Raw genomic sequence first — 14914 nt, 5'->3', positions numbered from 1 at the left:
CATCTGGCCCGGCTTTTCCAGATCTCCAGAGTTGTGCGCCGGCCTCTGTTTCGCCGGCGAGGTGTTTTCCGTATTCCTACCAAACCGTCATCTCCGGCCCCCCGGGATTGCTTGCCGCACGCATCACACCCATGGCATAAGGGAATCAACGACACGTTCTGGATGATAGGTAAATGATGCGATTTCCCCTAATTAAACCTCTTTTAGTCACAGCCCTGCTGATGACCGGCACTGCCCAGGCGGCGCCGGATGCCCGGGAGGTGCTGGCAGTATCGCCTGTTGACGACATTGTGGCCCGCTACCCGGCGATGATGAGCCAGGGCATCCGTGAGGGGCTGAAGCAGAATGGTCAGCTCCCTCCGATGATGGCCAATACCATCGGCAACATTGTCAGCAGCGGCTTCAACTCGGTGGACATCGAGAAGCAGATCGTTAACGATCTGCAAGCCAGCCTCACCGACTCGCAGCTTCAGGCCGTTCATGACTGGTATGAAACCCCCGTGGCCAAAAAAATCTCCGCCGCCGAGATTGCGGCTTCCGAGCCCTCTGCCTGGCAGGAAATCCAGGCCAGCGCAGCGGAACTGAACAGCCAGTACAAAGGCACCCGCAGAGCGGACATGTTCGATCGGTTTGATCGGGCGGCCCGGGCGACAGAAAGCGCGGTAGATACCACTATCGCAGTCCAGCTCGGTCTGGCAACTGCGATGGCGGCGTTCAGCAGTGACTCGGCCAATTATGAACAGCTACGCCAGCGCATTGAAAGCCAGCGCAGCATGCTCAGGGGCGTTGTTGGTCAGCAGGTTTACGACAGCTATCTGTACACCTACCAGAACATCGGTGCACAGGAGATGGGTCTGTACCTGGAGTTTCTGGAGAGCCCGGCCGGTTCAGCCTTTTCGAAGGTTGTGACCAACAGCATTCAGCAGGCAATCACCGAGCCGGTGGAGAGCATCGGCAAGCAGATGTCGCGGTTTCTCAGTCGGGAATCGCCAGGCGGTCAGTGAATCCTGCAAGCTCCCTGTAGACGTCGTCCCGTTTGCGCTCATAGCGATGGGAAAAGTGGAATGCAATCAGTTGCCGAACGTTCGCCGCGTTGGCGATGTCGGCACACGCCCTGGTGGTAAGGTGATGCGTTCGCCGGGCCTGATCCTCGTCCACCGCCATGAAGGAGGCTTCACAGAACAGCGTGTGGGCCCCCTGGGCCAGATTCGTCATTTTCCCGATGTTATCGGGGGTGTCGGCGAAATCCGTGCCCTAGGCGTTTTTTTCCCCCGGCGCCTGAATCAGGAGCTTGCGGGCCAGATCCTCGGCGCGATAGGTGCGTCTGGCGTCTGGTGAGATCAGTTCATCCGGCTGCTGGCGCAGAACAGCCATTTTCAGGTTATGTAGCCAGGGGCCGGGTGTCAGGCCTTCAGCCCGCAACCGGTCATTGCGCACCTGCAGCTTGCCAAAAGGTTCCAGGGCGAAAGCCAGAACAGGCGTGCCGTGGTCCAGCATGGCAGCACGAACCTGGAATTCCGGTTCCCGGAGCAGCACATCGCCGGGGGTGGGCTGGTCTTCCAGCACCGTGGGCGTGCTGTCGCCGGCGGTTATTCTCCAGCGCTTCAGGTGGTCGCCGTGCCATTCGTGAACCACGAATCTCGGGCCCCGATCCTCCACGCGATCCCACAGAATACCGTTGATCATTCCGGTGATGTGCCGCACCAACCCCGGTGGTCCGAACAGCCGGCAGGGCTGGAAGTGACCGATCCGGCTGCGAAGAAACCACATGAATCCTCCGATATGGTCGGCGTGGCAATGACTGATGAAAACGTCAGTTACCTGGTGCGCAGACCGGAGTGGCATGCGCCCGGTATCGCCCAGATCAAACAGAAGACTGCGGGCTTGATGCAGAAGCCTGAGCTGCAACAAAGGGTCACCGCATACACCGTTCACGAGGGACGCGACCACGGGCCCTGCACGCACTGCCACTTGCGGATCGCTGGTAACGCTGGTCAGGGCGCCCAACTCGACGCTGACCTGGACAGCGCCATCGCTCTGTTGCTTGCGGCCCATGGGGTCTCCCGATTGATGAATTATTCGGTGAGTGGGATTTGTGCAAAGCTGGAATAGGGTCCAATCTCCCTAGTATATGCCAGTGAGGAGTGCCGTTATGGATTTCAACGCCTATCAGAAAGCCTTGTCCTCACAATTGAGGGGGGTGGAATGTCCGTTTCCAGAGCAGGAACTTGCAGAGCGTCTGGCCCGTGTCCGGGACAGGATGGCCCGGGAGGATTTTGGTGCGCTGCTGCTGACTGATCCTTCCGACATTTTTTACCTGACCGGTTACAGCACCTTTGAGGTGTCTGTGCATGTGGCCCTGGTGGTTACCCAGGAGGACCTCCTGTTGCAGGTGCCTTCCATTGAAATGGGGCCAGCCATGGTGACCACCCGGGTTGCCCGGGTCAGCGGCTACCGCTGGGAAGGCATCGGTGAAGTGCTCGAACCACTGGTCCAGGCTCTTAACGACGGCGTGGAAACGGTGGGCATTGATGCCTGGCACGGGTCCCTGCGCCATGGCGTGCTGGAAAGCCTGAAGGCACGAATGGCAAGCGTTCGGTTTCTGAACAACGGCGGTCTGTTGAAACAGATCCGGATCGTGAAGTCGGATGCCGAAATCGGTTTTTTGCGAGAAAGCGCGCGGATCACCGCCGAAGGTCTCAGGGCGGCCGTGGCCGCGGTCCAGCCGGGTGTCACTGACAATGACATCGCCGCCGAAGGTGCCCGGGCATTGTTGGAGGCTGGCAGTGAGTTTATGAGTATGCAGCCGATTGTCGTGACCGGGCGTCGAAGCAGCGTAATCCACTGCAATCACAAGCGTACGGTGGTGCAGGAAGGCGATCCGGTGTTTCTGGAATTCGGATCAGCCTGGCACCGCTATACCGCCCCGATGATGCAGACTGTCGTGGCCGGGGCAGAGCCCTCTTCTGAAATGAGAAATGTGCATGACGGCTGCCGGAGGGTTGTCGACACTCTGCTGGCATCGGTCCGCCCGGGGGTAACCTTCGATCAGGCCGCCCAGGACGCAGAGAGAGCACTCCAGCCATTGGCGGGCAAGGTGTTCTTCTCCGGCGTCTTCGGCTACACGGTGGGCGCACAATTTCCACCCTCCTGGGTAGAGGGCTCCGGCTTTATCGCCAGGGGCGGCAATATGGAGTTCCGACCCGGCATGGTCTTCCATCTTCCCATCTGCTTGCGCATTCCGGGGCAGTGGGGCATTGGGTGTAGTGAAACCATTCTGGTTACCGAAGATGGTGCAGAACCGATCACGGATAACCCCTGGACGCTTGGTTAATCCGGCCCGCCAATAAACAGGAAGGGCGCAATGAGTAGCGAAGCAGCACCGGCCAGCAACGGCAGTTGCCGGCCGATGGTTGGTATTCCCGGTATGAAACCAGGAATCATCAGCTACGGCTGGTCACTTCCAGCAGGTGATAGCCGAATTGGGTCTTGACCGGACCGATGACCGTGTTCAGTTCGCTGTTGAACACCGCCTTGTCGAACTCCGGCACCATCTGGCCCGGGCCGAAGGAACCCAGGTCGCCGCCATTGCGGCCGGAGGGGCATGAGGAGTGCTGCTTTGCCACTTCGGCAAAGTCCTGACCGCCTTCAATCGCCTTCTTCAGTTCTTCACATTTTGCTTCGCTGTCTACCAGAATGTGGCGCGCTGTTGCCTGTGCCATGATCAATGTCCTTGTGTCGGATGAATGGGTACATCAGAACGGGAATGCTGCCCGCACAGCTCGCCGGAGGCAAGCCTTTTTATCCGTGTTTCTGCGGCCTCACAGTCCAACGGGCAAACCTGTACAATGCCGGCTTTCTTTTCGCCGGCGTTCGCCCGGCCCCACATCGACAGGTTTGTTTCTTGATCTCCACCGCCAATATCACCATGCAGTTCGGGGCTAAACCCCTGTTTGAAAACGTCTCCGCCAAATTCGGTAACGGCAACCGCTATGGCCTGATCGGGGCCAACGGTTGTGGCAAATCCACGCTGATGAAAATCCTCGGCGGCGACTTGGAGCCTTCCGCCGGGCAGGTCATGCTGGAGCCCAATACCCGTCTTGGTAAACTGCGACAGGACCAGTTTGCCTACGAGGATTGCTCGGTGATCGACACTGTGATCATGGGGCACGAGGAACTCTGGAACGTCAAAAAAGAGCGTGACCGGATCTATTCCCTGCCGGAAATGAGCGAAGAAGATGGCATGGCGGTGGCGGACCTGGAAGTGCAGTTCGCTGAAATGGACGGCTATACGGCTGAATCCCGTGCCGGTGAACTACTGCTGGGCCTGGATATCCCGCTGGAACAGCACAACGGCCCCATGAGTGCGCTCGCCCCGGGCTGGAAACTGAGAGTGCTGCTGGCCCAGGCCCTGTTCTCCGATCCTGATGTGCTGCTGCTGGACGAGCCCACTAACCATCTGGACATCAACACCATCCGCTGGCTGGAAAACATCCTGGTGGCCCGTAACAGCACCATGATCATCATCTCCCACGACCGCCATTTCCTGAACAGCGTGTGCACCCACATGGCGGATCTGGACTACGGCGAACTGCGCCTGTTCCCGGGCAACTACGACGAATACATGACCGCCGCCACCCAGGCCCGTGAACGCATGCTGGCGGACAATGCCAAGAAGAAGGCGCAGATTGCCGAACTGCAGCAGTTTGTCAGCCGCTTCTCCGCCAACGCCTCCAAGGCCAAACAGGCCACCTCCCGCGCTCGCCAGATCGACAAGATCCAGCTGGAAGAGGTGAAGCCTTCAAGCCGGGTGAGCCCGTTTATCCGTTTCGAGCAGGGCAAGAAGCTACACCGCCAGGCCGTGACTTTGAAAAACATGACCAAAGGCTTCGACGACAAGCCGTTGTTCAAGAACCTGAACCTGCAGGTGGAGGCCGGCGAACGCATCGCTATCATCGGTCCCAACGGCATCGGAAAAACCACATTGCTGCAATGTCTGGCAGGCGCCTATACCCCGGACAGCGGCGAGGTGAAATGGACCGACAGCGCGGAAGTGGGCTACTTCGCCCAGGACCACACAGCAGACTTTGCCGAGGATGAAACCCTGACCGACTGGATGGCCCAGTGGACCAAGGGTGGTGAGCAGCTGGTGCGCGGCACCCTGGGGCGCATGCTGTTTTCCGGGGACGACATCGGGAAATCGGTGAAGGTGATCTCGGGCGGAGAGCAGGGCAGGATGCTGTTTGGCAAGCTGATTCTGCAGAAGCCGAATGTGATGCTGATGGATGAGCCCACGAACCACCTGGATATGGAGTCCATCGAGGCGCTGAACCTGGCGCTGGAGAACTATCCGGGTACACTGATTTTCGTTAGCCATGATCGGGAGTTTGTGTCTTCCCTTGCGACCCGGATTATTGAGCTCAAGGCTGATGGGGTGACTGACTTCAGTGGCTCTTATGATGATTATCTTCGGAGCCAGGGGTACCTCTAAGCTTATTGATTCGGGCTTTGGGAGTTTGCGTACGGGTGGGTAGGCCTTTCCAAAACACGCTCCTTGCGGCCCATCCCTGGGGCGCTTGGGCTCCGCCATCCATGGCTCCGCACAGTTTTGGAAAGGCCTACCCACCCGCCCGCGCGTGCCTCTGAGCGGCCTTCACTAACAAAGGAAAAAATATGGGCGAGACCGAAATTATCGCTTCAACCCGTAAATGGGTCGAAGACGTTGTCGTCGGCTACAACCTGTGCCCGTTCGCCAAGCGGGAACTGGTCCGGAACCGGGTTCGGTTTGTAGTGTCGGAAGCCGAAACGGAAGACGAGCTGTTACAGGCCCTGCACTCGGAGCTTCAGCGCTTGGAAGAGGAGCCTGAGATTGAAACCACACTGTTGATTCACCCGGGTGTATTGCAGGACTTCGGGCCCTACAATGAGTTTCTCGATGCCGCCGATGGTTTGTTGTCGTACCTGGATATGGAAGGCGTGTACCAGATTGCCAGTTTCCATCCAGACTACCAGTTTGAGGGCACAGAGCCCGATGCGGCGGAGAACTACACCAATCGTTCACCGTTTCCGATGTTGCATCTGCTAAGGGAAGCCAGCCTGGAAGCGGCGATTAATAGTTATCCTGATGTGGATGCTATACCCCAAAGAAACATCGAGTTGATGGAGAAACTGGGAGCGGAGAGGATGCGGAAAATCCTCGTTAGCTGCGTGGAGAACTCGCCGGAAACAGGGGAGTAGGATCAGGAGCCGGTGGGCAGGGCTTTCCAAAACTGTGCGGAGCCATGGATGGCGGAGCCCAAGCGTCACATGGATGTGCCGCAAGGAGCGTGTTTTGGAAAGCCCTGCCCACCGGCGAATGCACGGATCCTAAGGCCCGGGCGGTTAACTCGGATATAACGGCATAGTTGCAAACCAGATCAACCAGAAGAGTCAGAGCAAATGGGACTGCTTTTCGAGCAAATTGACAGCCAGCCTTCGGTGATCGGTGAGATCACGCTTCGCAGGCGGCGGATTCCGGCTATTGGTGACCGGGATATCTACGAGGTGAAGCTGGGCGAGGAATTCCTGATGTCCAGCATGTTCGTGGATGCCGAAGTGGCCCTCTCGGATATCGGGCTGGGCGAAACCGAGGGTGACGACCTGAGTGTGGTGGTCGGTGGCCTGGGCCTGGGTTACACCGCCGTGGCGGCGCTCAGGCATGAGCGGGTTGCCGAGTTGCTCGTGGTTGAGTACCTGGAGCCAGTCATCGGCTGGCATCAGCAGGAACTGGTCCCACTGGGTAAAAACCTGAATGCCGACCCGAGGAACCGCTATGTTCATGGCAGCTTCTTCGACCTTGCGGTTACCGATCCCGAGGTTGGTGGTTTCGATCCTGAGAACCCCGGCAAACAATTCGATGCCATCCTCCTGGATATCGACCATTCACCCCGGGCGCTGCTTCACGATTCAAGCGCCAGCTTTTACACCGCCAACAATCTGCGCCTGATGGCCCGGCAACTGAAGCCCCGGGGCGTGTTTGCCATGTGGTCGAACGAGGGTGAGGATGACGAGTTCATGGCCGTTCTCAACGAAGTGTTCACCGATGTGGCCTGCCATGTCGTATCCTTTTTCAATCCATTTCAGAACAGGGAATCGTTTAACACCGTGTATGTGGCCCGCAAGCCGGGCTGAAAACCGGAGTCTGTATGTCTTTGACCACGCACCGTAGCCGACCTTTCAGTTCCAGCCAGCGTCTGCCCGAGCCGGAGCAGCCGCCGGTGTTGCATGAGCCGGAGGAGGCCGGGGCATTGCTAGCGGAGTTTATCCATCGCTACCCCCGCTTGCTGATTCTGACCGGTGCCGGGGTCAGTACCGATTCGGGCATCCCGGATTACAGGGACGGCGATGGCGCCTGGAAGCGCAAGCAGCCGGTTCAGCACAAGGCGTTCATGGAAGACTTCTACACGCGCCAGCGCTACTGGGGCCGAAGCCTGATTGGCTGGCCGGTGATGCGCAACGCGAGGCCCAATCCCTCCCATCATTACATCTCCGATCTGGAGTTGCTTAATCACAGCAGCCTGGTGGTTACCCAGAATGTCGACCGGCTTCACCAGAAGGCGGGTACCCGGGCGGTAACGGATTTGCACGGGCGGGCCGATGAAGTTGTGTGCATGAGTTGCGGCTACCGTTGCCCGCGGGATGAGGTGCACGATCGCTGCGCGGATCTGAACCCGGGCTTCCAGAAATACACCGCCGAGACAGCGCCGGATGGTGATGCCGATCTGGATGTGGATTTCGAGGATTTCCGGCTGGCGGACTGTCCGAAATGCGAGGGGATTCTTAAGCCGGATGTGGTGTTCTTTGGTGACTTTGTTCCGAAAGACCGGGTGTATTCGGCCCTGGATACGCTGAAAGCCAGTGATGGCCTTCTGGTGATCGGTTCGTCGTTGATGGTGTATTCCGGCTTCCGTTTCTGCCGGTACGCCAATGAGTGGAACAAGCCCATTGCCACCCTGAATCTGGGGCGGACACGGGCCGAGGATCTGGTGGATCTGAAATTGAATGCCCGTATCGGGGAGACCCTGGCGTCGGCCCTCACGCAACTCTGACGAAGAAGGGGTCAGATGAAAGCGTTCATCTGACCCCAAGTCCACGCTGTTTACATCAGGTTGTAGATAAAGACCACGGCCACCGCTACCGGCGTCACGAAGCGTACGGTGATTAGCCAGAGATTGAACATGCCTGGAGACAGTGCCAGTTCCTTCTCCATGGCCTGGCGCGACATCACCCAGCCTGCGAACAGGGCCACAAGCAAACCACCCAGCGGCAGCATGATGTTGGCGGTAAAGAAGTCCAGCAGGTCGAAAATGGTCTTGCCTTCCAGCATGGGCACAAAGCCAAGCGGAGCGAAGTCGGACCAGAGGTTCAGGGACAGAATCGAGGCAATGCCCAGTCCCCAGCAGACAAAACCGGCGCCCAGCGTGCTGACGGTGCGGTTCATGCCTTTACGCTCCTCCAGCCACTCCACGATAGGCTCCAGCAGCGAGATCCCGGATGTCCAGGCGGCGAAGATCAGCAGGACAAAGAACAGGGTGCCGAACAGGGAGCCCATTGGCATCTGGCCGAAAGCCAGCGGCAGGGTCTGGAAGATCAGGCCCGGGCCTGCACCCGGCTCAAGGCCGTTGGCAAACACGATCGGGAAGATGGCCAGACCGGCCAACAGCGCGACACCGGTGTCGATGACCGACACGGTCATGGAGGTTTTGGCGATGGAAATATTCTTGGGCAGGTAGGAGCCGTAGGCCATCATTACTGCCATACCCAGGCTCAGGGTGAAGAACGCATGGCCCAGAGCTACCAGGATTCCGGACGTTGTGAGCTTGGAGAAATCCGGCTGAAACAGAAACGCCGCGGCCTGGCCAAAGTGCCCTGTGGTCATGGCATATCCCACTACAATCAGCAGGAGCACGAACAGGGCTGGCATCAGGATGCTGACCGCCCGCTCAAGACCCGAGCGAACACCCCTCACAACCACAACCATGACCAGCGCCATGAACAATGTATGCCAGGCGAGCAGGGTGGTGGGATCACTCAGCAGACCCGAGAAGATAGCGCCGACGGCGTCAGCAGTCTGGCCGGTAAGCTGGCCGCTGGCGGTTGTGCCCACGTAGGAAATGGCCCAGCCGCCAATCACCGAATAGAATGAGAGAATAAGGAAACCCGCCAGAATACCGATGGCACCGACCAGCTTCCAGGCCGGGTTGAGGCCGTCCCGTTCGGCAATCAGGCTCAGGCTCTTGACGGGGCTTCGACCGCCGCGACGACCGATCATGACTTCCGCCATCATGATGGGAATACCCACAACTGCGATGCACAGCAGATAAACCAGCACGAAGGCGCCGCCCCCGTTTTCGCCGGTCACGTAGGGAAATTTCCAGATATTGCCCAGGCCCACGGCGGAGCCGGTAGCGGCAAGAATAAAGGCCAGACGTGATGACCAGAGCCCGCGTTGGGCGTTTGAACCTTCAAGCGCCCCTGAATAGGCGGCGGAATCTGAAGAAGTGACGGACATAACTATCTCCCGGAGTATTTGTTTTTGTATCAGGGTTTAAGAGGGAAGCTGCAGCTGCCTGCAGCTTCCTGAGGGGTGCGCCGGTGTCAGCTCAGCCGGTGCGAGCCAACCGCTCGGGTGCCAGGCTGGCTCCGACGGTGTGCTTTTTGAACCGTTCTTCCGCCAGTTCGTTGGCGATCTCCCCGGTGGGGCGCCCTGAGCGGTCGGAACGGTTGAAGATTTCGGTCAGGGTGTCCCCGATGGTCTCGACGTGGGCCCGAACGGTTTCCGGAGTGGCGCCAGTGCGCTCGTAGAACACATCGATGATGCCACCGGCGTTGATGGCAAAATCCGGCGCATAGAGGATGCCCCGGTCCCGCAGCATGGCATCATGCCCCGGGTGCTCCAGCAGGTTATTGGCGGCGCCGGCGACAATCCGGGCCTGCAGCTGGGGAATGCTGTGATCGTTCAGTACCGCGCCCATGGCACAGGGCGCAACCACGTCGACCGGCAGGGAAAGAATGTCCTCGGCGGCGGCCGGTCTGGCTCCCAGCTGATCCACTGCCCGCTGCATGTTGTCCTCGTGGATGTCATACACCCAGAGATCAGCGCCAGCGTCCCTGAGGTGCCTGGCCAGCCGGAAACCAACATTGCCGATGCCTTGAATGGCCACCTTCAAGCCGGTGAGGTTATCCCGTCCGAGTTTGTGTTTCACCGCTGCCTTCAGGCCAATAAACGTCCCGTAAGCAGTTGCCGGTGATGGGTCGCCGTTACTGGGATTGCCGTCGAAACCGGTGCGCGAGGCGATGCCGGCAACGTGGCCGGTGTGTCGGCCCATGATCTTGAGGTCCGGTACGCTGGTGCCGGAATCCTCTGCAGCAATGTACTGGCCGCCCAGGCTTTCCAGATGACGACCCATGGCCTCCATCAGCGCTTCGGTTTTCTGTTTGCGCGGGTCGCCAATAATCACCGACTTGCCGCCACCCAGATCCAGGTTGGCGAGGGCCGATTTGTAGGTCATGCCCCGTGAAAGCCGCAATACATCGCGCACCGCCTCTTCATCGGAGGCATAGGGAAACATTCGGCAGCCACCCAGTGCGGGGCCGCGGGAGGTGTTATGGATAGCAACGATGGCCTTCAGGCCGGTTTCGGGGTCGCAGAAAAAGGACAGATGTTCGTGGTTATCGAACTCGGGATGGCTGAATAGCATTGTGAAATCCTCTCCCACCGGCCGGATCTCGGCATGAGCGGGTATCTTGTTCTTGTCGACCGGCTTGTGGCCGGCGTTTCGATTTCAGGTGTCCGCTTTTCGCTTGGGGGTTACCCATTGAAACTGCCCTTTTGGGGCTGGACGAAAAACAAACTAGCCGCATTTAACGTTAACGTCAACATGTAAAAGTGAACTATTCGGTGCGGTGGTTGTTCTTCGGTTTACAGGCTTTCCTGGAAAGTTTCGGCGTAATCACGGGTTTATCTATTCGCGCTTTCTGCTCGGATCTGGTCCATTAGTCGCAGATCTGGTGGTTTCTGCGGGAACTACCTATACGAGTTTCGGGGAAACTGGCCTAGTTTCCCCTGATGTCTGTCGCTTCCTATTCTTATCAGCTTCAGCCGGCCCGGGTACGGGTGGAGTTTTTCCGGCTACTTCCCATCTCCTTGTTTGTGGTGGCGTTCGGCGCTGCCTTTGGGTTGGCCGCTACCCAGAAAGGTCTTGAACCACTTCAGGCCGTGCTGATGAGTGCCACGGTCTTTGCCGGGGCCTCCCAGTTTGCCGCCCTCGATATGTGGGGCGCTGAAGTCTCTGTCCTCCCAATGATTGCCGTGGTCTTCGCCATTAACTCCCGCCACCTGCTGATGGGCGCTTCCCTGTACCCGATGCTCCGAGATGTATCGCCTGGCAAGCGCTACGGCCTTTTGCTGCTGCTGACAGACGCCAACTGGGCGGTGTCTGCCCAGGAATACCAGAGCGGCCGGCGCAACCTGGAGGTCATTCTGGGAGGCGGCCTGGCTTTGTGGCTGGCCTGGATTATCGGTACTGGCCTGGGCGTCTGCTTTGGTGGGCTGCTACAGAATCCCAAGGCCCTCGGGCTGGATATGGTGCTGGGCTGCTTCCTGCTGGCCATGGCCCTCGGCGGCAAGAAATCACCCAGGGTGCTCGTGGCCTGGACAGTGGCCGCAGTAGCATCACTGGCGGCCTGGAAATGGCTGCCGCCCAATACGCACGTTGTGGTCGGCGCCCTGGCAGGTGGAGCTATCGGATTTTTCTGGCTGGAACAAAAGCCTGCTACGGATGGAAATGATGTAAGAGGTGGGGAAGCCAGCGACCATGACGATTGAAACCACCACCGCGGGCATTCTCCTGCTGATCGCGATCATGACGGTTGTAACCCTGGCGACCCGTTTCGGCGGTGCTTTCGTCATGTCGTTCGTAAAGATCAATCCCCGCATTGAGAGCTTTATCAACACCATGGCCAGCTCGGTTCTGATTGCCATCATTGTGCCCATGGCTTTCAGCGGAGACCTTGGGGCAGTGGCAGCCCTGATTGTCACTGCGGTGATCATGCTGGCCCTGCGCAAGCCGCTGCCGGCGATAGCGGCTGGCATCGCCGCTGCCGGTATTGTGCGCTATCTGAACTGAACGCCCGAACCTGAGGCGATCAAAAACTGCTCAAGTCTGGTGCCGCCCGGCCGATAAACCTGTGTAGTGACCACAGGTACCCGAAGCCATGATTTCCTCCAGCCAGATTTCGCTTTTCCAGGACAGTTCCCGCCAGGTATCGGCGTTCGACAGCACCCAGCTGCGCATCAACCGGCAAGCGCCAGCGCCCCAGTCCAATGGGAATGCGGTGGGCTCTGAACTGACACTCATGCGCCAGGCTGCCTACCGTTACAGTAGCCAGGAGCAGCTCGCGTTCAGTGGAAGCAGCACCGTGACGGGTGATGGTCAGCAGAGCGTTTTCACCAGTGCACAGCTGGCCGAGAAAACCTCAGAGCTGTTCCTGATGGGCCAGCAGGCGCTGAGCGTAAGCCGTGCGGCTCTGGGCGGTGATGCTGGCGTCGAGGGTCGTGGCAGCCTTTCGGTTTCCGCCGGGCGCTATATGTTCTACTCGGAGAGCGAATCCAGAAGCTTTGCCTCTACCGGCACCATCAGCCTGGAGAATGGCGAAACCATTGATTTCACGCTCTCCCTACGGCAGTCGCAGTCTCGCACTTACGAGTATTCCGAGCTGGTCCAGATCCAGGAGCGGCCGCTCACCGATCCTCTGGTGATTAACTTTGGCAATGCCACCGCGCGCCTGACCGACACGCTGTTCGAATTCGATCTGAACGGCGACGGAGAAACCGGCCAGTTCGCCACCCTGGGCAGTGGCAGCGGCTATCTGGTGTTGGATCGCAACGGCAACGGAAAGGTGGACGACGGCACTGAACTGTTTGGCCCCCGGAGCGGCTCCGGCTTCAGTGAGCTGGCTCGATTCGATGACGATGGCAACCGCTGGATTGATGCCAATGATGAGATCTTCAAATCGCTGTCCGTCTGGGTTCAGACCGCCGATGGTTCAGAGGCTCTGAGGTCCCTGGAGGAGGTAGGCGTTCAGGCCCTCTACGTGGATAGCGTGGACGACCGATTCACTCTGGCGAACAGTCAGGGCGTGCCCCTGGGCCAGATCAAGGGTTCCGGTATTTACCTGACGACCGAAGGCGAAGTCCGCACCCTGGAAGAAATCGATCTTGCAGAGCAGAATACCGCCGACGCGCCGGCCGCGGAGACCGTACTGAGCTCTGACCGCGGCTCACCAGATCGCGGCGGTAACGGCCTGGTTGAGGCTCGGGTGGAGGCTATCCGCTCGGCACTGGAGAAGCTGAACGAAATCCGCGAAAAGCAAAAAGCGTTTATCGAAGAGTCCAAAGACGCGGGCAAGCCCGAATCACCGCTTGATGATTACCTGAAGCTCATCGATAAAATGCGGCTGGAAATGCTGAACAGCCAGGACGAAAAGAAGCAGGCGGCGAGCCGGTATCTGGAGTTTGCCAGCCTATGACTTCCGGATCTGGAGTATGAAACAGGCGGGCAGGGGTTCCCAAAAAACGCTGTAAATACGTCCCTGTACGCTTGGCTCCGCCATCCCTGGCTCCGCACATTTTTGGGAACCCCTGCCCGCCTGTTTCCCGTGCCTAAGGACTGACTTCTGGCATCGGGTTGGTATTTCTGAGTGCCAGTTCCCCAATGCCGGGTAGCTTGACTCCGAGCGCCAACGGGTTAATCCCGAAAGAAAGACCCAAAAGGTTCAGTTCCAGCCCTTCGCGGACACCTGCCAGCACGCCAAAATACCCGCCGAGCGAAACCTGGTAACCAGTGCCACCCGGAACCTCTGCGAACACCCGATCGCCCAAGTAGTCCTTGCCGATTGCGTGGTTGGGCAAAGCGACATCAAGTCCAGGAACCTCCCGTATCACCCAGGCCACGAAGGTATTGCTGTTGGGGCCCGGCCAGGCTTCGTATTCGGTCGGGTAGGGGTAGGATTCCACTGCCCGGTAGATGTCGGGAATAAGCTTTTCTGCCTCTTCTCCGCGGATATCAGCATAGAGTTCCGGTTTCGCACCATACCAGTGTCTGTCGGGTTCGCCCGGGCGGGAATTGACCACGTAGCTGCGCCAGCCAGTAACCTCATGAACCCGGTAGTGGCTGGCGCCTTTTTCCTTTGTGGCTATCCAGGTATGGACTGCAAAGTAGCCTCGCCAGCTCCAGGCCCGAGCCCCGTAGACCTGGACGATGGCCTCGTCGGCCTGTTCGGGCAGGGGCGCAATGCGGGCGCTTTCCCGGGTGGCTGTCTGCCAGCTCTCCGCTCCCTGCAAGCTGCCGCTGGTGGCCAGCAGGATTGGGCCGGAAAGCAGCAGGAGCACCGCACCGACAAACCAGCTGGTGTATTTCAGAAATCGTTTCATGAATCCAATCCAGAACGTGAGGGTATCCGGGACTCGTCGGGGCTCAGAAAGTTCCGGATGGCGTTATTCATTGTAGTGAACAAATACGTCCTTCGTCTTGTTGCGGATGAGGACTGTGCCGGGCTGTAGTTTGCTGGCATTGGGCTTGTCTTCTAGGCTGAAAACTACAAGCTGCGATTTTAAGGAGGGTTCCATGTCTGACCATCATGTGTACAAAAAAGTGGAAATTGTCGGGTCTTCCAAGAAGAGCATTGAAGACGCCATCGAGAACGCACTGGAGGAGTGCGGGAAGAGTGTCCGCAACATGGAGTGGTTTGAGGTAACCGAGACCCGCGGCCATATCGTCGACGGCAAGGTCGGCCATTATCAGGTGGTTATGAAAGTAGGGTTTCGTATCGCTAACAGCTGAACCTGGTACAGATGGTTGTCCAGGAGGTGCGA

Annotated in this window: 16 protein-coding genes; 10 read left to right on the top strand and 6 right to left on the bottom strand. The window is 58.7% G+C overall.

What is annotated here, in order from left to right:
* Positions 1-173: 173 nt before the first annotated feature.
* Positions 174-1004: a DUF2059 domain-containing protein gene (locus NUW46_RS14495; RefSeq protein ID WP_418140459.1), complete on the top strand. Its 831-nt coding sequence runs from the start codon at positions 174-176 to the stop codon at positions 1002-1004.
* Here the strand turns inward: NUW46_RS14495 and NUW46_RS14490 are convergent.
* Both NUW46_RS14490 and NUW46_RS14485 read right to left on the bottom strand, forming a co-directional pair.
* The gene (locus NUW46_RS14490; protein WP_418140458.1) at positions 976-1215 is read right to left on the bottom strand and encodes a hypothetical protein; all 240 of its coding nucleotides are present in this window, start codon (positions 1213-1215) and stop codon (positions 976-978) included. The two genes, NUW46_RS14495 and NUW46_RS14490, sit on opposite strands and share 29 nt — an antisense overlap.
* A 39-nt stretch (positions 1216-1254) precedes the next feature.
* A complete protein-coding gene (locus NUW46_RS14485; protein ID WP_418140457.1) occupies positions 1255-2055 on the bottom strand; it encodes an MBL fold metallo-hydrolase in 801 nt (266 codons plus the stop codon).
* 97 nt (positions 2056-2152) lie between these two features.
* Here NUW46_RS14485 and NUW46_RS14480 point away from each other — a divergent pair, with 97 nt between their 5' ends.
* Entirely contained in the window at positions 2153-3334 is a 1182-nt protein-coding gene (locus tag NUW46_RS14480; RefSeq protein WP_418140456.1) for a M24 family metallopeptidase, read from the top strand.
* Between the two features lie 109 nt (positions 3335-3443).
* Here the strand turns inward: NUW46_RS14480 and NUW46_RS14475 are convergent, their stop codons facing one another.
* A complete protein-coding gene (locus NUW46_RS14475; RefSeq protein ID WP_048495872.1) occupies positions 3444-3722 on the bottom strand; it encodes a peptidylprolyl isomerase in 279 nt (92 codons plus the stop codon).
* Positions 3723-3904: 182 nt separating this feature from the next.
* On the opposite strand from NUW46_RS14475, the gene NUW46_RS14470 reads away from it, so the two are divergent.
* The 4 genes from NUW46_RS14470 to NUW46_RS14455 all read left to right on the top strand — a co-directional run bounded on the left by NUW46_RS14470 (position 3905) and on the right by NUW46_RS14455 (position 8087).
* Positions 3905-5491, top strand: coding sequence for an ABC-F family ATPase (locus tag NUW46_RS14470; protein WP_418140455.1), 1587 nt, complete (start codon positions 3905-3907; stop codon positions 5489-5491).
* 182 nt (positions 5492-5673) lie between these two features.
* Positions 5674-6237: a DUF1415 domain-containing protein gene (locus tag NUW46_RS14465; RefSeq protein ID WP_136631061.1), complete on the top strand. Its 564-nt coding sequence runs from the start codon at positions 5674-5676 to the stop codon at positions 6235-6237.
* A gap of 201 nt (positions 6238-6438) precedes the next feature.
* Positions 6439-7170, top strand: a complete 732-nt coding sequence (locus tag NUW46_RS14460) for a spermidine synthase (RefSeq protein WP_209400719.1) — start codon at positions 6439-6441, stop codon at positions 7168-7170.
* A 14-nt stretch (positions 7171-7184) separates the two neighbouring features.
* The gene (locus NUW46_RS14455) at positions 7185-8087 is read left to right on the top strand and encodes an NAD-dependent protein deacetylase (RefSeq protein WP_069182934.1); all 903 of its coding nucleotides are present in this window, start codon (positions 7185-7187) and stop codon (positions 8085-8087) included.
* Between the two features lie 50 nt (positions 8088-8137).
* On the opposite strand, the gene NUW46_RS14450 is transcribed toward NUW46_RS14455, so the two are convergent.
* Both NUW46_RS14450 and NUW46_RS14445 read right to left on the bottom strand, forming a co-directional pair.
* The gene (locus NUW46_RS14450) at positions 8138-9550 is read right to left on the bottom strand and encodes a sodium-dependent transporter (protein WP_069182935.1); all 1413 of its coding nucleotides are present in this window, start codon (positions 9548-9550) and stop codon (positions 8138-8140) included.
* 91 nt (positions 9551-9641) lie between these two features.
* The gene (locus NUW46_RS14445) at positions 9642-10739 is read right to left on the bottom strand and encodes a Leu/Phe/Val dehydrogenase (RefSeq protein ID WP_418140454.1); all 1098 of its coding nucleotides are present in this window, start codon (positions 10737-10739) and stop codon (positions 9642-9644) included.
* Positions 10740-11107: 368 nt separating this feature from the next.
* On the opposite strand from NUW46_RS14445, the gene NUW46_RS14440 reads away from it, so the two are divergent.
* The 3 genes from NUW46_RS14440 to NUW46_RS14430 all read left to right on the top strand — a co-directional run bounded on the left by NUW46_RS14440 (position 11108) and on the right by NUW46_RS14430 (position 13569).
* The gene (locus tag NUW46_RS14440; RefSeq protein WP_418140453.1) at positions 11108-11866 is read left to right on the top strand and encodes an AzlC family ABC transporter permease; all 759 of its coding nucleotides are present in this window, start codon (positions 11108-11110) and stop codon (positions 11864-11866) included.
* The gene (locus NUW46_RS14435; protein ID WP_418140452.1) at positions 11856-12167 is read left to right on the top strand and encodes an AzlD family protein; all 312 of its coding nucleotides are present in this window, start codon (positions 11856-11858) and stop codon (positions 12165-12167) included. Before NUW46_RS14440 ends, NUW46_RS14435 begins: the two co-directional genes overlap by 11 nt.
* Before the next feature lie 88 nt (positions 12168-12255).
* Positions 12256-13569, top strand: a complete 1314-nt coding sequence (locus NUW46_RS14430) for a hypothetical protein (protein WP_418140451.1) — start codon at positions 12256-12258, stop codon at positions 13567-13569.
* Between the two features lie 133 nt (positions 13570-13702).
* Here NUW46_RS14430 and NUW46_RS14425 read toward each other — a convergent pair whose 3' ends face one another.
* Positions 13703-14473, bottom strand: a complete 771-nt coding sequence (locus NUW46_RS14425; RefSeq protein WP_418140450.1) for a DUF3750 domain-containing protein — start codon at positions 14471-14473, stop codon at positions 13703-13705.
* Between the two features lie 193 nt (positions 14474-14666).
* Here NUW46_RS14425 and NUW46_RS14420 point away from each other — a divergent pair, with 193 nt between their 5' ends.
* Positions 14667-14882, top strand: coding sequence for a dodecin (locus NUW46_RS14420; RefSeq protein WP_008173934.1), 216 nt, complete (start codon positions 14667-14669; stop codon positions 14880-14882).
* Positions 14883-14914 lie beyond the last annotated feature (32 nt).

This window comes from Marinobacter sp. MA (genome assembly GCF_048298425.1).
Taxonomy (GTDB): Bacteria; Pseudomonadota; Gammaproteobacteria; order Pseudomonadales; family Oleiphilaceae; genus Marinobacter; species Marinobacter salsuginis.
Note: the sequence above shows the minus strand (reverse complement) of the source record. Positions and strands in the feature narration are given on the sequence as shown.